Origin of the sequence: Mucilaginibacter sp. P25 (assembly GCF_050859465.1) — a bacterium.
Taxonomy (GTDB): Bacteria; Bacteroidota; Bacteroidia; order Sphingobacteriales; family Sphingobacteriaceae; genus Mucilaginibacter; species Mucilaginibacter gossypii.
In genome coordinates this window covers 6,392,780-6,412,399 of the sequence record NZ_CP193937.1, presented here as the reverse complement: position 1 = coordinate 6,412,399, position 19,620 = coordinate 6,392,780, and the positions used below count along the sequence as shown (strand labels likewise).

Sequence of the window (19,620 nt, the reverse complement as noted above, 5' to 3'; positions counted from 1 at the left end):
TTCGTGTTTAATTTTATCATAATAAAAAATTTGCGTTATGGATACTTCACTTTTTGAATCGGTTGATCAGTATATAGGTAATTTGTTTGAGGATGAAGACGCGGTGCTGAAAGGTACTTTGAAATCAATGGAGGATGCCGGTATTCCGGGCATCAATGTGTCGGCTAACCAGGGTAAGTTTTTACAGGTACTGGCCCATTTATGTGGTGCGAAAAAGATCCTGGAAATAGGTACGCTTGGCGGTTACAGTACCATTTGGCTGGCCCGCGCGCTGCCTGCCGATGGACAGCTCGTTACGCTTGAACTGGAACAGGCTTATGCTGATGTTGCCCGCCGGAATATCATCAACGCCGGTTTGGACCCTGTGGTTGAAATTAAAGTAGGCAAGGCAATGGAGAGCCTCGCAACCCTTGAGGCCGATGATGAAGGCCCGTTTGATATGATCTTTATTGATGCCGATAAGCTACCTTATACCGAATATTTTGAATGGGCGCTTAAACTTTCCAGGCCCGGTACCCTTATTGTTGCAGATAATGTAATCCGCGAAGGTAGAGTACTTGATGATAACTGTGATGATGAGCGCGTTAGCGGGGTGCAGCGTTTTAATAAAGCGCTTGCCGCCAACCAACAGGTAACAGCCACCATTATCCAAACAGTAGGAACCAAGGAGCATGATGGCATGGCTATAGCTGTTGTGAAGTAATTTAATACCACGTTGGCGGGCTGTTTCGGTAAACGGAGTGCTTTACAAACCGTTGGCTCCTTTGCTACAGCTGTGTTTGCACGTACAGAATGTGGTGCATATTTATTTTACATTTTAAAACAAAGCAAGTGAAAGCGCATTAACCTCTAACCTCTAACCTCTAACCTCTAACCTCTAACCTCTAACCTCTAACCTCTAACCTCTAACCTCTAACCTCTAACCTAAATTTTCATTTTTTTTTGAAAGTTTAAAAACTTGTTTATATTTGTGCATGGAATTGGCAGAGGCAAAGTTAAAGTTCATTGAGGCCTGGGGTAAGCTGGGGTCGGAGTGGGGGATTAACCGTACCATGGCCCAGGTACATGCTTTGCTGATGATCTCGCCAGAAGCTTTGACCACTGAAGAAGTGATGGCCGAATTAAGCATATCACGCGGTAATGCCAATATGACCCTGCGCGACCTCATTGATTGGGGTTTGGTTGAAAAGCGGCATAAAACCGGCGAGCGTAAGGAGTTTTTTACGCCGAAAAAGATGTATGGACTATAGCCCGCTGTGTTGCCGAAGAACGTAAAAAGCGCGAGCTTACACCAATCATTAAAATACTTGATCAACTGGCTGAGGTGGATGGCGATACAAAAGATCCGGCTTATAAAACATTTAAAACCACGGTTACTGATATAAATAAGCTGGCTAATAACGTGAACAAAACACTTGATACCATGCTCAAGGCCGAAGAGAACTGGTTTTTTGGTTCGATATTGAAAGTGTTTAAATAAATTTTTTTACAAAAAAATTTTCAATTTTTACTGAAAATTCTAAATAATTAATAATAACTAAATCTTTGTATCATGAACTACTTTATTTTAACCTATGTCATTTACCTGTTGGCAAGCATAGCATTAACAGTATGGGTTGCCAAAGTGCTGTTTAAAAACGGGCGTATATTTTTAGTGGATATTTTTCACGGCAATAGTGAACTTGCCGATTCTGTGAACAAGCTGCTTGTAGTAGGCTTTTACCTGGTAAATATAGGCTATATGAGCCTGGCCTTAAAGGAGTATGGCAGTATTGCAAATATGCAGGTAGTGGTTGAAGTACTGAGTTATAAAGTGGGCTGGATAATTTTAATATTGGGCGGTATGCATTTCCTAAACCTTGTCATTTTCTTTAAGCTGCGTAATCGTGCTAAACGGGAAAATGCATTTACTATAAATGCTTAGTTTTTAGTTTTGTTTTGATTTGACGGGGTAGGCCAATATTTGCCTGCTCCGTTTTTTTTGCGGGGACATGTCCAGTATATCAGGCAGCATTTCTTAATTGTCTGTTTATACTATTCAGCAAAACATCAATATCAAAGGGTTTGGCTATAAAATCATCAGGCGAACCGGCTTGGCTGAGCATACCCGGATTATGGCTTGCCGAAATTAATATAACAGGGATGTTTTTGGTTTCCTGTTGGTTTTTAAGGGTCTTGCAAAGTTCACGGCCATCTAAATTGCCGAGCATAATGTCAAGCAAAATCAAATCGGGTTCATGTTGCTTTATCCGGTCAAACAAATTTTTGCCTTCAGTTAAGGTATCAACCTCGTAGCCTGAATCTTCCAGTATATATTTTATGATTTCTAAAATATCTTTGTCGTCGTCCACCGCTAATATCCGTCGCATAGGTAATCTGTTAAAAAAATGTATCAGCAAAAAAGTCAATGGCGATATGGCTTTATACAATATCAGGAAAATTACAGCAATTTTTATACCAAGTATTATGCTTAACTATCTTAATCCAAATTTGTAGTTTATACGGCTTTATATGGGAATACTCTGTAATTCTGTATTTATAACATATACAACGATTATATTTTTGTATACAAATAAGGTCGGGGCTTTAAAATAACAGTATAAGAGGAGTGCAAACGCAGATTATCTGCATTTACTGGTAATAACAGGGTATCAATACACCGAAGAAATTGATTAATTGAAAATTATTTGATGAAAACGTGAGCCGATTTTTTGCACTTTGCGCAAAAATATTTCCTAACTGGTATAAAAAACAGGACGTTTTTCAAAAACCAACTCCTTCGCATCTGGAAGTGGTAAGGGGCTCCGCATTTTGAACAATAATATCTTTTCTTTGACTTGGCTTCGTTTTCTTCCACAAACTTAAAATAACAGGCAGCCAAAATACAATATCTATATTATGGTGAAGAAGAAAAGGAAGGAAAAGTACTTTTAAGTAAGTGTTGATTTCTTTTTATGAAATAAATTATCGTAATACGTATCTCTTGCGTTGGCATTTGAAGCACATGTACCTCTTTAAAGGGAGAAAAAACAAAACTTTTTTCACAAAAAAGCCTCTGGGCACACGGTTATCAAGCTCTGATTTACACCTTGGGCATACCGGTGCCTTTTTTACTTCTGTTTTCTCGTGTTGATTTATTGATAGTACCATAATACAATCAGGGGCTTATTGTATTTAATTAATTATTTTGCTTTAACCTATAAAACAAAGTTAAAATAATTACCAATATTTCAATCATGCTCTTTAAGTATTGATAATTAGTCAATTTATACCTTGAAAATATGCTGTATTTGTAATGTTGAATGCTTTAAAGCGCTTTCTTTGCTTTTTTTATAATTATTATCCCGGTTTAGCAGAAGAAAAAAATGAAATAAAGGTTAAATGGATAGTGCAAGAGGGAGGTAAATTGACCGCTGAGGTTGAGATTACGTTTTTAAAGCAGGTTATTAACCTTTTCAACAAGTTCGGTCAAATCAAATGGTTTGTTGATTATTGCGTCGCACCCGTAGCCGATGAGCTCATTTTCATTGTTCACATAGGCCGAGAATATAATAACAGGAGTATTGCCAAATTTAGGATGTACTTTTATGTTTCGGCAAATTTCGCCGCCATTGGTACCCGCTACCCGGTAATCAAGTATAACAAGGTCCGGTTCAAAACTCTCAATTAACGGAAGCACATCGGTGCTTATTGATGTACTTTTAACTTCAAATTGTTCATAAGTAAGGGTTTCATGCACAATATCAAGTATGTCTTGATTGTCGTCTAATACTAAAATACGCTTTACCATAATAAAAGTTAAAGAAATAAATGCCGAAAAGGTATTAAAGTATGTGTTAAAATTACAGTATCCTGTAAAATAGCGGTTTGGGTTAATCTTAATCGGATAAAACTTTAACGCAAAATTAAAACTATTTTTTATAAAATTAATAAAACAATGCTATAAATAGCAACATGTTGTATGTTAGTTACACAAACTGCTTGTTTTTCAAGTACAAATGACAAAATTAAAAGGCTTATTGATTATTGAGGCCGGGTTATCAAAGCTTTTACCATATAAAAACCCTAAACTCAAATTTTGTTATTACTTTAGTTGGCATCAGCAGGTGCCCTATACTGAGGTTGCACGCCCGCTGGCCACACATAACCTATAACTTAATGGTACTGTTAACTATCTTTTTTTGTATTGTTTTACTGGTTTTGCTGGTGAGCCTGGTAAAAATAAACCCTTTTATTGCCTTTCTCATTGTTTCGATAATTGCAGGTTTGTTATTAGGCATACCCATTAATAAGGTAACCGCTTCCGTTCAAAAAGGCATGGGTGATATTTTAGGTCAGCTGCTCATCATTATTTGCCTGGGCGCTATGCTTGGAAAGCTGGTTGCTGTGAGCGGGGCCGCGCAAAAAATAGCGAGTGTACTTGTTGCCGCCGTAGGCGAAAAATATATTCAATGGGCGCTGGTTGCAGCTGGGTTTATTATAGGCATTCCGCTGTTTTATGGTATTGGCTTCGTGCTGATGGTACCGCTTATATTCTCGGTGGTTTACAAGTATAAACTGCCGGCTGTGTATATAGGCTTACCCATGCTGGCTTCGCTGTCGGTAACGCATGGTTTTTTGCCCCCGCACCCGTCGCCATCGGCATTAGTGGCTTTATTTCACGCTAATATGGCAACTACCTTTATTTACGGACTTATGATAGCTATTCCGGCTATTATACTGGCGGGGCCGGTGTTTGCACAATTTCTTAAAAAAATCCCGTCGGAGCCGCTGGCTACTTTCAGGGCTGAAGAGTTACCTGCCGAAAAGCTGCCCGGCGCGTTCAATAGCTTTTTTACGGCTTTATTGCCGGTTTTGCTTTTAATGCTTACCGCATTTTTTCCATACCTTAACATACAGGATCCGGGTGTAGCAAAGTTTATCACATTTCTTGGCGATCCTTCAATTGTTATGCTGATAGCGCTTATGGTTGCCACTTATACTTTAGGTATAAAACAAGGTAAAAGCATGGGCCAGCTTGCGGGCAATTTTACCGATGCCGTGAAGGATGTGGCCTTGATATTATTGATCATAGCAGGATCGGGCGCCTTTAAAGAGGTTTTAACCGCCAGCGGTGTAAGCGGCCAGATAGCATCGCAACTGCAATCGTTCAATTTGCCGCCGTTGTTATTAGGCTGGGTGATAGCCGCTATTATCCGCGTTAGTTTGGGCTCGGCAACAGTTGCCGGACTAACAGCTGCAGGCATTGTTGCGCCGCTGGTTTTGCAAAATCATATTAATCCCAATTTAATGGTATTATCTATCGGGGCCGGGAGCCTGGCATTTTCGCACGTAAACGACTCGGGTTTTTGGTTGTATAAAGAGTATTTTAATTTAAGTATTAAGGATACTATAAAATCATGGTCATTAATGGAAACGCTTGTTTCTGTTATAGGGCTTGTGGGGGTAACCGTTATTAATCTGTTTATTAAATAAAAATATGCTTGTTATCAAAAAACTATCGGCAAGTTTAGCTCTGTTAATTTTTATGCTGATTACCGGCAATTGTGTATTAGCGCAGCCGGTTACTGCTCCGGGCAGCTATTATACCTCGTTTGATGGTGTTAAAATCCATTATGAAGCGAAAGGCGATGGCTTCCCGGTGATACTGGTACATGGTTTTTCGGGCACGGGCGAAGGCTGGAAAAAAGGAAAGCTTTATAATGATATGTTAACGGCTGGTTATAAGGTGATTATACTGGATCAGAGGGGCAACGGACGGTCGGACAAGCCCCACGATGATGCGGGTTATGCTAACGATGCCGAAGCTAAAGACATTATGGGCCTGGCTACAAGCCTGGGGCTGAAACGATATGATGTTGTTGGATACTCCCGCGGATCGATCATTACTTCGCGCGTGTTTGTGCTGGATAAACGGGTTCAAAAGGCGGTAATGGGTGGTATGGGCGATGCTTACACTAACCCCGAATGGCCGCGAAGGATTCATGCTTATAAGGCTTTAATGGGCGATACCAGCTTTCATGATGTTGATGGGATGATCAATTATATCCACAGTAACCCTTTTGATGAACTTGCTTTAGCCTATCAGCAAAAGTGGCAGCCATCAACCAGCAAACAGGAGTTAGCTAAGGTGAAAATCCCGGTACTGCTCATAGATGGGACCGAAGATCATGATAACGGCGACGAGGTTGCTCTTCATAAACTCATTCCCGGCTCAAAGCTGGTTCACGTTCCGGGCGATCATAACAGCGCCAGCCGCACTCCCGAATTTTCAAAAGCTGTAATAGCTTTCCTGAAATAAACATTGTCGGTTAACTTTTAATTGTTGAATTTTTGTGCCGCTATTTTCGATAATGGTCTATTATTTGCATGAGTGTTTATGTTAACACTTATAAATACATACCATTATGAAAAAGCTAATGATATATATGTGCTTTTTAATTGGCCTGATGCTATCCATCAGTATCACTGCCAATGCACAAACCACACAGAAAAAGGGAATAAGTAAACAAGGCAAAGGCGCAATCATAGGTGGAGCAGGCGGTGCAATTGCGGGTGGCCTTATTACGCATAGTGCGGGCGGCGCTTTAGTTGGCGGTGCGCTTGGTGCCGGTGGCGGTTATATTATCGGTAATGAAGCCCGCCGGCGCGAAGAGAAAAGGCAGCGTGCTGCCCGCATTGCCTGGCGCAGGGCACATCCCCATCACCATTATACCACAACCAAAACAACCGTAACAAAACAAACAACCTATCATTAATTTAAATGGTTGTTATAAAGGCCTGTAGGTTTCAATGCTTACAGGCCTTTTTTATTTCAATTAATTTAGCTAAATTGAAGCGATTGCCCTGTTTTCTCCGTTATTAAAATTATTAACAGCCAAACAGCAAGTCAATATTTTTCGTTTAAGGTACGATGGTAAAAGGGTTATGCGTAATAGTTTTATGTTTGATTCCGGCAATGTTGCTGGCACAGCAGCCGGTTGCAGATACCATCAGCATAAAAAAAGATTCAGTACCGCAACGGGATGTTATTGACATTGTACGTTCGCTTTTTAAAATACAACCCCGGCACCAGGCAACTCAACGGAAAAAGATCTACTTTTCTGTTTTTCCCACCTCAACAACCGATGGGCGGAGTGGCGGAAAAGCATTGTTTACTTCAACAACAGCTGGGTTTTATCTGGGGGATGAAGCTACTACTAATTTATCAAGCTTTACTTTTACCCCTTATTTTAATTTGAAAGGGAGGTACGGCTTGCCTATCCGGTCAAATATCTGGCTTAATAATAATGAGTGGAATATACAGGGTGATACCCGGCTGATGGTTTACCCTCAATATACCTGGGGCTTGGGTGGCAACCAGGGGCCAGCGGATAAGTTTTTGATAAATTATAATTATCTCCGCTTTTATCAAAGCGTGTTAAAGCAGATTAAGCCATACTTTTATGCCGGGTTAGGGTATAATTTGGATTACTATATGGATATTGAAAGCAACGGCGATCAAAACCTGCGTAAGTTTACCGGTTATAAATATGGTACTGCGGCCGATCAGGATGCGTTTTCATCGGGTGTAACGCTCAATTTATTATACGATTCGCGCAAAAACTCAATCAATCCACTACCCGGGGCTTATACCAACATAGTTTACCGGGTTAATGCCAAGGCCTTTGGAAGCCATACCGACTGGAGGTCACTGTATATCGATATGCGTAAATATGTGCAGTTAACCAACTCGGGGCCTAAAAACGTGCTGGCTTTCTGGGCCTATTACTGGACAACACTTACGCCCCGCACACCTTATCTTAACCTGCCAAGTCTTGGCTGGGAACCTTATCAGCGATCGGGCAGGGGATTTCCGCAAAGCCGTTACCGGGGCGACAGGCTGGTATATTTTGAAACTGAATACCGCCGCGATATCACCCGCAATGGTTTATTGGGCTTTGTAGTATTTGCTAACGTAAACTCCGTTACCGAGCCCGAGAACCATGCTTTTGTGTACTGGCACCCAGCAGCCGGCACAGGCCTGCGTTTTAAGTTCAATAAAAAAACAGGAACCAATATCAGCCTCGATTATGGCATGAGCAAAAACTTTTCATCAATAAGTCTTAATTTAGGCGAGGCGTTTTAGGGGAGTTCATAGTCGATGGTCCATAGACAATTGCCTGGACTTTGAAAAATCACTAAGATACAATAAATCCAATATCACCATCGACCATGGCCTATTGACCATGGACCAAATAAATATGACCAAACAAAAATATACAGTACTGATCCTCATATTGGGTTCGCTTACGGCACTTGGCCCTTTTTCTATCGATATGTACCTGCCGGGCTTTAAAGCCATAGCTAAGTACTTGCATACCAGTACCGATGAGGTAGCGCTGTCATTATCGAGCTATTTTATTGGCATCGCCGCCGGGCAATTACTTTATGGGCCTTTGCTCGACAGGTTTGGCCGTAAAAACCCATTATACTGGGGGCTTGGACTTTACATCGTGTCATCAATGGGATGTTTTTTCTCTTCATCGCTCGAAATGCTTATTGCACTGCGTTTTTTTCAGGCGGTGGGCAGCTGTGCGGCAAGTGTAGCCGCCATGGCCATGGTGCGTGATTTGTTCCCGATTGAGGATAATGCCAAAGTATTTTCGTTGCTGATCCTGGTACTCGGTGCTTCGCCTATGCTGGCCCCTACCGTAGGCAGTTATATTACCGCGGCTTTTGAATGGCAGGTCATTTTCCTGGTATTAACTATTATAGCGGTGCTCATATTGCTGTCCGTAATATTCTGGCTCCCCGAAAGCTATCAGCCCGATCCTGCTTATTCCTTAAAGCCAGGGCCGATTATAGGGCATTTTATAACAGTTTTAAAGGATGCGCAGTTTGTAACCTATGCCATAGGCGGCGCGTTCGCTTTCGCGGGTTTGTTTGCCTATGTTCTCGTCATCGCCCATTGTGTTTATTGAGGGCTTTAAAGTAAGCGAAAAACAGTTCGGCTGGATCTTTGCAGGGCTTTCGGTAGGGTTTATTGGTTCAAGTCAGCTAAACAGTGTGCTGATAAAAAAATACAAAAGCGAACAAATGATAGGCGCATCACTTATTTTAATGGTGATTATCTCCACATTTTTTTGGCGGGTTCATTAAATCATTGGTTCGGGATAGGTGGTACTATAGCGATGATATTTGGAGTGTTATGCTGCGTTGGCATTTGCGCGCCCAATACATCAGCATTATCCCTTGCTCCCTTCTCTAAAAATGCGGGCTCGGCTTCTGCAATATTGGGCGCATCGCAAATGGCGGTGGGGGCCTTGTCATCTATCGGTATCTCTATAATAAAACAACACAGCTCGCTGCCCATGGCGGCGGTTATGGCAGCCTCATCAATTTTGGCACTCCTGATTGTATTTATTGGCAAGCGGTTTATAAAAAACAAGGTTGAGGCAAGCACAGATGTTGTTGCGGCACATTGAACCTTGATTTTAGGATTACAGGATTAGCTTGATTTTAAATTACTTGTAAATTGCTGCCACAAGGCACAGCCTTGTGGCCTGCATGCAAAGAATTAACTGACTTAAAATTTGCTTGCCCGCAAAGCTGTAACCTTTGAGCCTTCGGGGCCGGTACTTTCAAAAACTATCTTAGTGTCGGTTAGTTCCGAAACGTAAAAAACGAAATTGCGGGTTTTGCCATCAGGGAGTTTCTCGGTTACATTCATGTTGCTGCCATTCAGCGTAAAAGAGCCGTGCGACAGGAACTTGCCGCCCCACACAATCAGGAATTTCATTTCGGGCGTAAACTGAATATAAGGTACGTTGGCATCCAGCTCGGCTTGTTTTACGGTATCGGGCGGGCTGGCATTTGGATGCTCGATTTTTATATATTTCCATTTGCCGGTAAGCGTCCTAACCGAAACTTCAGGTTTACATGATGCTATAAAAAGCACTACAACAGCAAACAATAAAAAGCCTTGTTTTATCATAACAGAAAAATGTTTGGATAAAACTATACAATTGCTTTTAAAATTGAAAGCGAAGGCTTAGTCTTTAGTCTAAAGTCATAAGTCTGAAATGCGGTGAGGAAAAAGAGATCTTTTGACTTCCGACTTAAGTCTATTGATTTTACACTATCTCTTCTTCAAACCTTTATTAGTGCGCTCTTCGGCTTGCTTCACTTCATCTTTTTCACTTAGTGGGCCTTCGGTTTTGATCTCTTTGGCTTTTTGTCCACCCGCTTTTGCCGGACTTATCCTGGTGCCTTCTTTTTTGATGTCTTTTGGGATACTCATAGCGGTAATGTTAAGTATGCATTAAACAATAGGATACTTATTTAACTATACCTGTTGTAAAATGTTTCCTGAAAAGCGTTATAAAATTTACTTTCTGTGTATCAATTAATTACATGTATCTGACGATGCCCTTAAAATATTTTTAAGATTTTTCGTAACAAAGCTTAATTGCAACTGTCTTAATGACACTATATAGCCAAGGTACTCTTCCAGGTAAGCTATAAGTGTTGTGAGGGCCCGCACCTTAAGGGTTCCGTTAAAAAAATCAAAAACAATCTTTAAAAAAATGGACAATCTAATTGTTAGTCTGTGGTGGGTTATACCCGTCATAGTGTTATTGCTGATGTACAAATTTGTTTTGCGCGTGTTTTGCGGCATGGTTATCGTTCCGGACGACCGTATTGGGTTGGTGATCAAAAAGTTTGCCCTTACAGGTAACAGCCGCCTGCCCGATGGTCGGATCATTGCCACCAAAGGCGAGGCTGGTATGCAGGGCCGTGGCCTTGCGCCGGGCTTATATTGGAAAATGTGGCCATGGCAGTATACTATTATCATGCAGCCCTTTACCATTATTGAGCAAAACAAGCTTGGCCTGGTAAAAGCAAAAGACGGTGCCTCGTTTGATACCGGCCGTGTGCTGGGTAAACCGGTTGATTGTGATAAGTTTCAGGATGCGGTAGCATTTTTGGATAATAATGGTCAAAAAGGCCCGCAGGCAGCTTTCCTTACACCGGGTAGTTATCGCATCAACACATTTTTGTTTGATATTGAGATGGTGCCTATCACCCAGATCCACGAAAACAAAGTAGGTATTATTACCACTTTGGATGGCGAGCCGCTGAACAAAGGCGAGATAGCCGGCGAATCGGTTGCAGGGCATAAAAACTACCAGGACCCAATCGCTTTTATCACCGCAGGCGGTCGCAAAGGTTTGCAGGAGGACGTGATCCTGGCGGGTACTTACTACCTTAACCCCTGGTTTGTGAGCGTTGAGCAGGTAGATATGATCTATATCCCTATCGGTTACGTAGGTGTTGTAAACTCCTTTGTGGGCCCGGAAGGCAAGGATACCAGTGGCGATAATTTCAAACATGGTAACATTGTTAAGCGTAACGAAAAAGGGGTTTGGGACGAACCGCTCGATCCCGGTAAGCACCCGGTAAACATCTATACCCATGCTGTTGAAATTGTACCCACAACCAACATCGTATTAAACTGGGCAGATAGCCGCACCGAGTCGCACGAACTGGATAAGAACCTGTGTACCATTACGGTAAGGTCAAGCGATGGTTTTACTTTTAACCTGGATGTGTCACAGATCATCCACGTGCCACGTAACGAAGCACCGAAAGTGATAGCAAGGTTTGGTAAAATGAAAAACCTGGTATCGCAGGTACTGGAGCCAACTATTGCCAACTACTTCCGTAACTCGGCCCAAAAAAGTGATGTGATCGGCTTCCTGGCCAACCGTATCCAAAGGCAAACTGATGCCCGTGAGCATATTGGTCGCGTACTGGAAACCTATAACGTAATTGGTGTGGATACCCTGATAGGTGACATAGTGCCTCCGGCAGCGCTGATGAAAACACTTACCGACCGTAAACTGGCCGAGGAGGAAAAGGTTACTTACGAGATACAGCGCCACGCGCAAATTGAACGTAAAGAATTTGAAAGCGCCCGTGCCGGTGCCGATATGCAGCCTGAGGTAGTAAAATCAACCCGCCAGGTTGAGATTAACACCCAGATGGCCGCTTCAAGGGTTGCCGCTTCAAAAGGTGAGGCAGAAGCTAAGACCATCAACGCCAAAGCCGATGCTGAGGTAAGGATCACGATAGCCAAAGCCGATGCCGAAGCAAAAACAGTGAACGCCAAAGCCGACGCTAACGCCACAGAGGTGAATGGTATGGCCGAAGGTGCCAAGATCAAAGCCATAGGTTTATCAGAAGCCGAGGTTACCAAACAAAAAACCGAAGCCATGGGTACCGAACAATACGCCATAGTGCGTGTGGCCGAAGCTTTGGCTGCTGCAGGTATTAGGTTGGTTCCTGAGATATTGGTAAGCGGCAAAGAGGGCGGTAGCGGCGGTATGATTGATGCCCTCATAGGTACCGAAATGCTCAAAAAACTGCAGATCGAAAACCAGGGCAAAGGCGGCAACACCACTAAAGGCGAATAATTGAATATCCCTTTGCATAAAAATTTGCGGGTTGGTTATGTAATCCCTTCAAATTATGCATCGTGGTTAAGGTTTGTGATGAGAGATTTTGAGGAAGAGTACAAAATAACTCAAAATCCTAAACCTTTTTATTGAAGAGATCAACGGTTGGAGGTTGGTAATTAAATGCCGCCTCCGGCCAAAGATAATACGTTCTTTATACCTAAACCTTTTTTATAGTGATCAGAGCTTGAAGATTAAAGATAGGTTGCTGTGATAGTATCCGGCTTTATGATTCAATCGCACTGATTTAATTGACGAGGCTTTTAACCTAAACCGATCAATGAACAAAGGCATCCCGCGAGGGGATGCCTTTGTGTTTTTACAAGTTAAAAAATCAACGAAATCAAAACCAATCAACGGTTAAAGGTCGCTTAGTTTAAACGTATCCTTAACCCGGATGCCTTTTTCTGTTTGCTGTAAAGTGCAGCATTCATTAACCGGGTCGTGCTCAAAGTATAGTATGTATTCTTTTTCAAGGGCCTCGTTTAAAAATAGTTTTTTTCAGTAAGCGTTTGAAGCGGGAACATATCATAAGCCATTATATAGGGGATAGGCAGGTGCCCGATTGATGGCAGCAGATCGGCCATATAGAGTACCTTTTTCCCCTTATAATTAATAAGCGGCAGCATCATTGATTCTGTGTGCCCGGATACAAAGCGGACCTCAAAATTTTTCATAAAGTTAATGCCGTCTTCGGTATCAACAAATTTTAGCTGGCCGCTTTCCTGTATAGGGATGATGTTTTCTCTGAAAAAGGAAGCTTTTTCCCGTTCGTTAGGGTTAACTGCCCAATCCCAATGTTTGGGATTACTCCAGTAGGTGGCGTTTTTAAAGGCAGGGAGCAGGTTTTCGCCCTCGCGTACAACGGCACCGCCCACATGGTCAAAGTGCAGGTGGGTTAAAAACACGTCGGTAATATCATTCCTGTGGAAACCAAGAGAAGCCAGCGAACTATCTAAACTTGCGTTGCCGTGAAGATAATAGTGGCTGAAAAACTTTTCGCTTTGCTTGTTTCCTATGCCGGTATCAACTAATACTAACCTGTTTTCATGTTCAACCAGCAGGCAGCGCATGGCCCAGGTGCAAAGGTTGTTTTCATCGGCGGGATTGGTTTTGTTCCAGATGGTTTTAGGAACAACGCCAAACATAGCGCCGCCATCTAATTTAAAAAAGCCTGTATCAATGGTGTGTAGTTTCATTTTAGTTCATGGTTTATAGTCCATAGTCCATAGTCGATGGTCCATAGATAATGGGCGTGACTTATAATGTGCTGATAGGGCTAAATTAGAATAATATTTTAAAGATAAGTTGTGGTTATAAAGTATGAAACTAAAAAGCCTCAAACCAAATGCAATGCATTTAATTTGAGGCTTTAAATATTTATTGTAGCTATAACTATCAACCATGGTCTATGGTCTATCGACCATGGGCCAGAATACTACAAGTGGATACACTCGCCGTAAGCTTCGGCAGCGGCTTCCATTACAGCTTCACTCATGGTTGGGTGAGGGTGTACCGATTTGATGATCTCATGGCCGGTAGCTTCCAGTTTGCGGGCAGTAACTACTTCGGCAATCATTTCGGTAACGTTGTAGCCAAGCATGTGAGCGCCTAAGAACTCGCCGTATTTGGCATCAAATATCACTTTTACAAAGCCATCTTTAGCGCCGGCAGCACTTGCCTTACCCGATGCCGAGAATGGGAATTTACCAACTTTAACTTCATATCCAGCCTCTTTAGCTGCTTTTTCGGTATAACCAACAGAAGCAACTTCTGGTGAGCAATAGGTACAGCCCGGAATGTTGTTGTAATCAAGCGGGTGAGGGTTTTGACCGGCAATTTTTTCAACGCAGATAATACCTTCGGCAGATGCTACGTGAGCCAGGGCCTGGCCTTTAACAATATCGCCAATGGCATAAACGCCTTCAACATTGGTACGATAGAAATCATCAACCAATACTTTGCCGCGATCGGTTTTAACACCGTTTTCTTCAAGGCCGATGCCTTCAAGGTTGGTGGCGATACCTACCGCAGAAAGAACGATCTCGGCTTCAAGAATTTCGGTGCCGGTAGCTGTTTTTACAGTTACCTTGCACAAATCGCCGCTGGTATCAACCGATTCCACATTGGAGCTGGTCATGATGTTGATGCCCTGTTTTTTAAGAATGCGGTTTAATCCTTTTGATACATCCTCATCCTCTAACGGAACGATATTATCTAAAAACTCAACTACGGTAACTTTTGTACCTATTGAGTTGTAAAAATAAGCAAACTCAATACCGATAGCACCCGAACCAACTACAACCATTGATTTAGGTTGCTGCGGTAATACCATGGCCTGGCGGTAACCGATAACTTTTTTACCATCCTGTTTCAGGTTAGGTAACTCGCGCGAGCGCCCGCCTGTTGCTAATATAATGTGTTTTGCACTGTAGGTTTTAGCTGTACCATCGGCAGCTTTAACTTCAACAGCGCCTTTGCTTTTCAATTTACCAAAGCCAACAAGAACATCTATCTTGTTTTTCTTCATCAAAAACTGAACGCCTTTGCTCATGCCATCGGCAACGTTACGGCTTCTTTTAACAACCGCGGCAAAATCAACTTCGCCGGCGCCGTTAATTTTAATACCGTAATCGGCACTGTGGTTAAGGTATTCAAAAACCTGGGCGCTTTTTAATAAAGCCTTGGTTGGGATACAACCCCAGTTCAAACAGATACCGCCTAATGATTCTTTTTCGACAATGGCGGTTTTTAAACCAAGCTGGGAAGCGCGGATAGCAGCAACGTAGCCACCCGGACCAGACCCAATAACAATTACATCGTAATCCATATTATTATTGATATACTTTAATTTCGTTTCAAAGGTAAATAAGCTGCGCGGATTTTTGTGGTTTTTCCGCAGCGCCTATTTTTTGAATGCCAAAGCTAAGGAAAAGGGCTGAAATCAAAAAATGTACTGCCGGTATATATTACCTGCCTTGGGTTATTTATATCTGCGCTGTGTCATAAAAGCAAATGGTGTAATGTAACCGTTAAGCTCCGATATGATTTAAACTATATTATTTGTAATATTTTCATTGTTTTTGGCGATTGTTTTATGGTTTTTATACTTATAATGTAAAATGTTGATAAATATATAATAATTGTTAACGTTAACTTAACATTGGTAATTAGTTCATTAATTATCTTTGCGCCAATTAATTAAACGTATAATTAAAAAAGCAATTTATGAGGAAGCATTACCTTCTTTTATTCATTTTTTCGCTGCTCACACTAAACTTTGCGTTCGCGCAAAACGTTACTACAAGTAGCATGTCTGGTACAGTGGTTGATGAAAAGGGATTACCACTCCCTGGTGTAACCATTACCGCGTTACACACACCCACAGGTACTAATTATTCAACTGTTAGCCGCGCCGACGGCCGTTACAACTTACCAAACATCCGTGTTGGTGGTCCGTACACTATCAGTTTTAAATTTATTGGTTTTAATACCTTCAGCCAGGATAACATAACGTTATCATTAGGTCAGGACTTTAAGATCAACGCTAAACTTGCACCAACCAATACCGAACTTAAGGAAGTTGTGGTTTCGGGTGTACAGAACAAGGTTATTAATACTTCAAGAACAGGTTCTCAGGAGATTATTAACCGCGCCCAGATCGATCGTTTACCAACTATCAGCAGGTCAATTTATGATTACACTAAATTAACTCCTACTGCAAATGGTACATCATTTGGCGGTCGTAACGGTAATGGTAACAACTTAACTGTTGACGGTGCCTTGTTCAATAACTCGTTTGGTTTATCAAACACCTTAGGTGGCCAGGCAAACTCACAGCCAATTTCATTAGACGCGATTGAGCAGATCCAGGTTTCTGTATCTCCTTTCGACGTTAGCCAGGGCCGTTTTGCCGGTACCGGTATCAATACCGTAACCAAATCGGGTACCAACGAATTTAAAGGTAGCGTTTACTACTACAAACGCTCGGCTGGTTTAGTAGGTTTACATACGCTTACTACCGATGTTCAAAAACCAACAGTTGATTATAACCAACGTGGTATCAGCTTAGGTGGCCCGATCATCAAAAACAAATTATTCTTCTTTGTATCAGGCGAGCAGGAAAGGATCAAAGATCCGGCTACTTCTTACACCGCTTTACGCGATGGCCAAACTGCCGGCGGTAGTATTTCACAAGCATCTTATGCTGATTTGACAGCCCTGTCTACCTTCCTTAAAACTACTTATGGTTATAATCCTGGCGCTTTTGAAAACTACCAGTTACGTACGCAATCAGATAAGATCGCTGCCAAATTGGATTGGAATATCGACAAAAATAATACCTTGTCATTGAAATATTTCTATTTGAAATCTTTCCGTGATGTGCCTCCAAGCAGTTCAGGTGCGCCTACAGGTGGTCGTGCACCAAGCAGCACTTCGTTGCCGTTCTTTTCATCTTACTATACCATCAACAACAACTTCAATATTGGTATTGCCGAGTTGAACACCCGTATCAGCTCAAACCTTGCCAATAAATTAACTGTAGGTTACCAGGCCCTGCGCGATTTCCGCCAGTCTCCGGGCGGTGGTTCATTCCCATTGGTTGATATCCAAAACCCTAATGGTACTACTTTAACCTCATTTGGTTATGAGCCATTTACTGCCAACAACGTATTGAATACCGATACCTGGCAGGCATCTGATAACTTAACCCTTTACAAGGGTAAACACGAGCTTAACTTTGGCTTATCATATGAGTCGAATAAATTTAAAAATGGGTTCGCTCCTAACTACTATGGTGGTTACCGTTTTAAAAGCTTAGATGATTTTTACGCTTCGGCTAAACAAGGCTTGCCAACCGCAACCCGCTACGATTTCCGTTATTCAGCTTTGCCTGATGGCTCGTTCCCGTTTGCTATTGTAAAATCATATACCATCGGCGCTTATGCTCAGGACAAATGGACAGTTAACGACAACTTTAAATTAACTTACGGTATTCGTTTTGATTTACCGGTTTACAATACTGACAGCCAGTATAATACCAATGCAGCAGCGTTAACGGGTTTCAGGGACGGTTACAAGATCAATACTTCACAGTTCCCTAAAACGAATATTCAAATTTCACCAAGGGTAGGCTTTAACTGGGATGTTAACGGCGATGCCAGCACACAAGTTCGTGGTGGTGCAGGTATCTTTACCGGTCCGGTTCCTTATGTATATATATCAAACCAGGCCAGCAACAATGGTGTACAGTTTGGTTCATACAGCATTGTGCCTGGTGCCGGTGGTGTATTACCAACCGACCCCCGTTTGGTTTTCAGCCCGGATGTTAATAAAAACAGGCCAACTGGGGCTGCTGCAAACACTTCATATAACCTGGTTGTTACCGACAGGAATTTCAAATTCCCATCAAACTTCCGTTTAAACCTGGCTTTAGACCAAAAATTGCCATTAGGCATTATCGGTACTTTAGAAGGTATCTATTCAAAAGATATCAACTCGGTATATTTTGTTAACCTTGCGTTGCCTACATCAGGTCAGGCTTTAAAGGGTAATGATAACCGGATCCGTTACAGCAGTACTACTGTTTATCCTTCAATCCCTGCTGCCCAGGGTGGTAACACAGCGGCGGTACCTAATATTACCGACGCTATCCTGATGAAAAACACCAGCAAAGGTTATACTTACAGCGTTACCGGCCAGTTACAAAGAACGTTTAAAGAGCTTTACTTTAACATAGCTTACACTCACTCTGATTCACGCTCGGTTAATGACGGTGGTTCTATCGCCCAGTCAACCTGGAGAGACCGTGTTGTATCCGGCGATCCAAACGCTGATGTTACTTCATATGCTAACTTTTACCAGCCAAACCGTATCATCGCTTCGGTATCATTCCGTAAGGATTATATCAAACACCTTACTACTTCGGTTGGTTTAACTTACGAAAGTGCTAACAACGGTGTTGCTTCATACACTTATAATGGCGACTTGAATGGTGACGGTCAAACTACCAACGATTTGATGTACATCCCTAAAGATGCAAGTGATATCGTGTTGGTAAAAGATAACTTAAATGACCCTCGTACTGTTGACCAAACTTACCAGCAGTTGAACGCGTTTATTAACCAGGACCCATACCTGAGCAAACACCGCGGTCAATATGCTAAGCGTAATGCTTTGGTATTGCCATACTTTCACCTGGTTAACTTTAACTTCACTCAAGATTTATATGCTTCAACCGGTAAAGTTAAAAACACCTTACAGTTTGAGTTTAACATTATTAACCTTGGTAATTTCCTGAACAGGAACTGGGGTAACTTTAAATTTGTTAACCGTACAAGCCCGTTATCATTTAAAGGTTTATACGCTAACAATGCTAACCCTAATGATCCTAACATTGGTAAGCCAACATTCTCGTTCCCTTACTTTGATGATAAAAACCAAATCCCGCTTACATCAACTTTTGGTAACGGTATTTCGCAGGTATCACGCTGGCAAGCTCAAATTGGTTTAAGGTATCTCTTTAACTAATTGAATTTACCATATGATTTAAAGCCCCGGTCAATTTGACCGGGGCTTTTTTCGTTAGAAATAATTTGATTATATATTTATATTATTTCATAGTGAGTGAAAGTTAATGTATTGGTTAATAATTATTAACCAATACATTAACTTTGTTTTGAATTATGTTTTATATTTGAATAATACTTAAATTTTATCACTTATGAAAACAAATATCAAAATCATCGTGCTCATCCTCTTTAGTTTTTTAATCGGCTTCTCCATACACTTAGGCTTTACTATGTCAATTGTGTCGTTTGAATTTACGTTATTGAAAGATATATTAAACCCCGGAAATAGCTTTTGGAATCAACTAAATATCTCACTTTTAGTGTTGTTTCACCTTGGATTGTTAGCGCTGCCCTTCATAAGATCATCAAAGTATTATAAAGTCTTTTTGATCTTTATTCCGGCGTGTTTTCTGTTAACGGTTTGCACAAATACGGTCATCTTTTTATTAATAGCGCCGGATTTGGCAGTCTCGATGATTCCCTTTATAATTATGTGGATCATCTGCCTGGTTAAAAAAGATAATTCTAAGCGCATACCATATGAGGTG

19 protein-coding genes and 1 pseudogene are annotated in these 19,620 nt (G+C 41.6%); 12 read left to right on the top strand and 8 right to left on the bottom strand.

Annotation, left to right across the window (positions count from 1 at the left end; translation table 11 throughout):
* Positions 1-37 precede the first annotated feature (37 nt).
* The 4 genes from ACRQ5D_RS32295 (at position 38) to ACRQ5D_RS32280 (ending at position 1,924) form a co-directional block, all read left to right on the top strand.
* On the top strand, positions 38-703 hold the full coding sequence (locus ACRQ5D_RS32295) for an O-methyltransferase (RefSeq protein ID WP_091174390.1): 666 nt from the start codon (positions 38-40) through the stop codon (positions 701-703).
* Positions 704-974: 271 nt separating this feature from the next.
* A complete protein-coding gene (locus ACRQ5D_RS32290) occupies positions 975-1,250 on the top strand; it encodes a GbsR/MarR family transcriptional regulator (protein ID WP_431198790.1) in 276 nt (91 codons plus the stop codon).
* 74 nt (positions 1,251-1,324) lie between these two features.
* On the top strand, positions 1,325-1,480 hold the full coding sequence (locus ACRQ5D_RS32285; RefSeq protein ID WP_431198789.1) for a hypothetical protein: 156 nt from the start codon (positions 1,325-1,327) through the stop codon (positions 1,478-1,480).
* A 72-nt stretch (positions 1,481-1,552) separates the two neighbouring features.
* On the top strand, positions 1,553-1,924 hold the full coding sequence (locus ACRQ5D_RS32280) for a hypothetical protein (protein ID WP_091174382.1): 372 nt from the start codon (positions 1,553-1,555) through the stop codon (positions 1,922-1,924).
* Between the two features lie 79 nt (positions 1,925-2,003).
* Here the strand turns inward: ACRQ5D_RS32280 and ACRQ5D_RS32275 are convergent, their stop codons facing one another.
* Both ACRQ5D_RS32275 and ACRQ5D_RS32270 read right to left on the bottom strand, forming a co-directional pair.
* A complete protein-coding gene (locus tag ACRQ5D_RS32275; protein WP_091174378.1) occupies positions 2,004-2,369 on the bottom strand; it encodes a response regulator in 366 nt (121 codons plus the stop codon).
* Positions 2,370-3,433: 1,064 nt separating this feature from the next.
* Positions 3,434-3,790, bottom strand: a complete 357-nt coding sequence (locus tag ACRQ5D_RS32270) for a response regulator (protein ID WP_091174373.1) — start codon at positions 3,788-3,790, stop codon at positions 3,434-3,436.
* Positions 3,791-4,158: 368 nt separating this feature from the next.
* On the opposite strand from ACRQ5D_RS32270, the gene ACRQ5D_RS32265 reads away from it, so the two are divergent.
* The 6 genes from ACRQ5D_RS32265 (at position 4,159) to ACRQ5D_RS32240 (ending at position 9,141) form a co-directional block, all read left to right on the top strand.
* Entirely contained in the window at positions 4,159-5,475 is a 1,317-nt protein-coding gene (locus tag ACRQ5D_RS32265) for a gluconate:H+ symporter (RefSeq protein ID WP_091174370.1), read from the top strand.
* A gap of 4 nt (positions 5,476-5,479) precedes the next feature.
* The gene (locus ACRQ5D_RS32260) at positions 5,480-6,301 is read left to right on the top strand and encodes an alpha/beta fold hydrolase (RefSeq protein WP_218134512.1); all 822 of its coding nucleotides are present in this window, start codon (positions 5,480-5,482) and stop codon (positions 6,299-6,301) included.
* Positions 6,302-6,407: 106 nt separating this feature from the next.
* Positions 6,408-6,758, top strand: coding sequence for a glycine zipper domain-containing protein (locus ACRQ5D_RS32255; RefSeq protein WP_090533047.1), 351 nt, complete (start codon positions 6,408-6,410; stop codon positions 6,756-6,758).
* A gap of 155 nt (positions 6,759-6,913) precedes the next feature.
* On the top strand, positions 6,914-8,128 hold the full coding sequence (locus ACRQ5D_RS32250) for a hypothetical protein (protein ID WP_091174367.1): 1,215 nt from the start codon (positions 6,914-6,916) through the stop codon (positions 8,126-8,128).
* Positions 8,129-8,228: 100 nt separating this feature from the next.
* Positions 8,229-8,963 carry a Bcr/CflA family efflux MFS transporter gene (locus tag ACRQ5D_RS32245; protein WP_431198788.1) on the top strand — a complete coding sequence of 245 codons (735 nt, stop codon included), beginning with the start codon at positions 8,229-8,231 and terminating at the stop codon, positions 8,961-8,963.
* Positions 8,932-9,141 (top strand): hypothetical protein, encoded by a 210-nt coding sequence (locus tag ACRQ5D_RS32240; RefSeq protein WP_431198787.1) that lies wholly within the window; start codon positions 8,932-8,934, stop codon positions 9,139-9,141. Before ACRQ5D_RS32245 ends, ACRQ5D_RS32240 begins: the two co-directional genes overlap by 32 nt.
* A gap of 1 nt (position 9,142) precedes the next feature.
* Here the strand turns inward: ACRQ5D_RS32240 and ACRQ5D_RS32235 are convergent, their stop codons facing one another.
* From ACRQ5D_RS32235 to ACRQ5D_RS32225, 3 genes are all read right to left on the bottom strand, one after another.
* A complete protein-coding gene (locus ACRQ5D_RS32235) occupies positions 9,143-9,412 on the bottom strand; it encodes a hypothetical protein (protein ID WP_431198786.1) in 270 nt (89 codons plus the stop codon).
* A 156-nt stretch (positions 9,413-9,568) separates the two neighbouring features.
* Positions 9,569-9,976, bottom strand: a complete 408-nt coding sequence (locus ACRQ5D_RS32230) for a hypothetical protein (protein ID WP_091174360.1) — start codon at positions 9,974-9,976, stop codon at positions 9,569-9,571.
* A 144-nt stretch (positions 9,977-10,120) separates the two neighbouring features.
* Positions 10,121-10,282, bottom strand: a complete 162-nt coding sequence (locus ACRQ5D_RS32225) for a hypothetical protein (protein WP_176844569.1) — start codon at positions 10,280-10,282, stop codon at positions 10,121-10,123.
* Between the two features lie 286 nt (positions 10,283-10,568).
* Here ACRQ5D_RS32225 and ACRQ5D_RS32220 point away from each other — a divergent pair, with 286 nt between their 5' ends.
* Entirely contained in the window at positions 10,569-12,458 is a 1,890-nt protein-coding gene (locus ACRQ5D_RS32220; protein ID WP_091174356.1) for an SPFH domain-containing protein, read from the top strand.
* Positions 12,459-12,860: 402 nt separating this feature from the next.
* Here ACRQ5D_RS32220 and ACRQ5D_RS32215 read toward each other — a convergent pair.
* Positions 12,861-13,699: pseudogene (locus ACRQ5D_RS32215) on the bottom strand (MBL fold metallo-hydrolase).
* 239 nt (positions 13,700-13,938) lie between these two features.
* The gene (lpdA, locus tag ACRQ5D_RS32210) at positions 13,939-15,330 is read right to left on the bottom strand and encodes a dihydrolipoyl dehydrogenase (RefSeq protein ID WP_091174351.1); all 1,392 of its coding nucleotides are present in this window, start codon (positions 15,328-15,330) and stop codon (positions 13,939-13,941) included.
* Between the two features lie 398 nt (positions 15,331-15,728).
* Between lpdA and ACRQ5D_RS32205 the strand changes: the two genes are divergently transcribed.
* On the top strand, positions 15,729-19,031 hold the full coding sequence (locus ACRQ5D_RS32205; RefSeq protein ID WP_091174347.1) for a TonB-dependent receptor: 3,303 nt from the start codon (positions 15,729-15,731) through the stop codon (positions 19,029-19,031).
* Positions 19,032-19,445: 414 nt separating this feature from the next.
* On the opposite strand, the gene ACRQ5D_RS32200 is transcribed toward ACRQ5D_RS32205, so the two are convergent.
* Positions 19,446-19,607 (bottom strand): hypothetical protein, encoded by a 162-nt coding sequence (locus ACRQ5D_RS32200; RefSeq protein WP_432327821.1) that lies wholly within the window; start codon positions 19,605-19,607, stop codon positions 19,446-19,448.
* Between the last annotated feature and the right edge of the window lie 13 nt (positions 19,608-19,620).

What these genes read in the sequence shown, in the direction of transcription:
- ACRQ5D_RS32295 (WP_091174390.1), top strand. Translation starts at nt 38, where the DNA reads ATGGATACTTCACTTTTTGAATCGGTTGATCAGTATATAGGTAATTTG.
- ACRQ5D_RS32290 (WP_431198790.1), top strand. Translation starts at nt 975, where the DNA reads ATGGAATTGGCAGAGGCAAAGTTAAAGTTCATTGAGGCCTGGGGTAAG.
- ACRQ5D_RS32280 (WP_091174382.1), top strand. Translation starts at nt 1,553, where the DNA reads ATGAACTACTTTATTTTAACCTATGTCATTTACCTGTTGGCAAGCATA.
- ACRQ5D_RS32275 (WP_091174378.1), bottom strand. Translation starts at nt 2,369, where the DNA reads ATGCGACGGATATTAGCGGTGGACGACGACAAAGATATTTTAGAAATC.
- ACRQ5D_RS32270 (WP_091174373.1), bottom strand. Translation starts at nt 3,790, where the DNA reads ATGGTAAAGCGTATTTTAGTATTAGACGACAATCAAGACATACTTGAT.
- ACRQ5D_RS32265 (WP_091174370.1), top strand. Translation starts at nt 4,159, where the DNA reads ATGGTACTGTTAACTATCTTTTTTTGTATTGTTTTACTGGTTTTGCTG.
- ACRQ5D_RS32260 (WP_218134512.1), top strand. Translation starts at nt 5,480, where the DNA reads ATGCTTGTTATCAAAAAACTATCGGCAAGTTTAGCTCTGTTAATTTTT.
- ACRQ5D_RS32255 (WP_090533047.1), top strand. Translation starts at nt 6,408, where the DNA reads ATGAAAAAGCTAATGATATATATGTGCTTTTTAATTGGCCTGATGCTA.
- ACRQ5D_RS32250 (WP_091174367.1), top strand. Translation starts at nt 6,914, where the DNA reads ATGGTAAAAGGGTTATGCGTAATAGTTTTATGTTTGATTCCGGCAATG.
- ACRQ5D_RS32245 (WP_431198788.1), top strand. Translation starts at nt 8,229, where the DNA reads ATGGACCAAATAAATATGACCAAACAAAAATATACAGTACTGATCCTC.
- ACRQ5D_RS32240 (WP_431198787.1), top strand. Translation starts at nt 8,932, where the DNA reads ATGTTCTCGTCATCGCCCATTGTGTTTATTGAGGGCTTTAAAGTAAGC.
- ACRQ5D_RS32230 (WP_091174360.1), bottom strand. Translation starts at nt 9,976, where the DNA reads ATGATAAAACAAGGCTTTTTATTGTTTGCTGTTGTAGTGCTTTTTATA.
- ACRQ5D_RS32225 (WP_176844569.1), bottom strand. Translation starts at nt 10,282, where the DNA reads ATGAGTATCCCAAAAGACATCAAAAAAGAAGGCACCAGGATAAGTCCG.
- ACRQ5D_RS32220 (WP_091174356.1), top strand. Translation starts at nt 10,569, where the DNA reads ATGGACAATCTAATTGTTAGTCTGTGGTGGGTTATACCCGTCATAGTG.
- lpdA (WP_091174351.1), bottom strand. Translation starts at nt 15,330, where the DNA reads ATGGATTACGATGTAATTGTTATTGGGTCTGGTCCGGGTGGCTACGTT.
- ACRQ5D_RS32205 (WP_091174347.1), top strand. Translation starts at nt 15,729, where the DNA reads ATGAGGAAGCATTACCTTCTTTTATTCATTTTTTCGCTGCTCACACTA.
- ACRQ5D_RS32200 (WP_432327821.1), bottom strand. Translation starts at nt 19,607, where the DNA reads ATGCGCTTAGAATTATCTTTTTTAACCAGGCAGATGATCCACATAATT.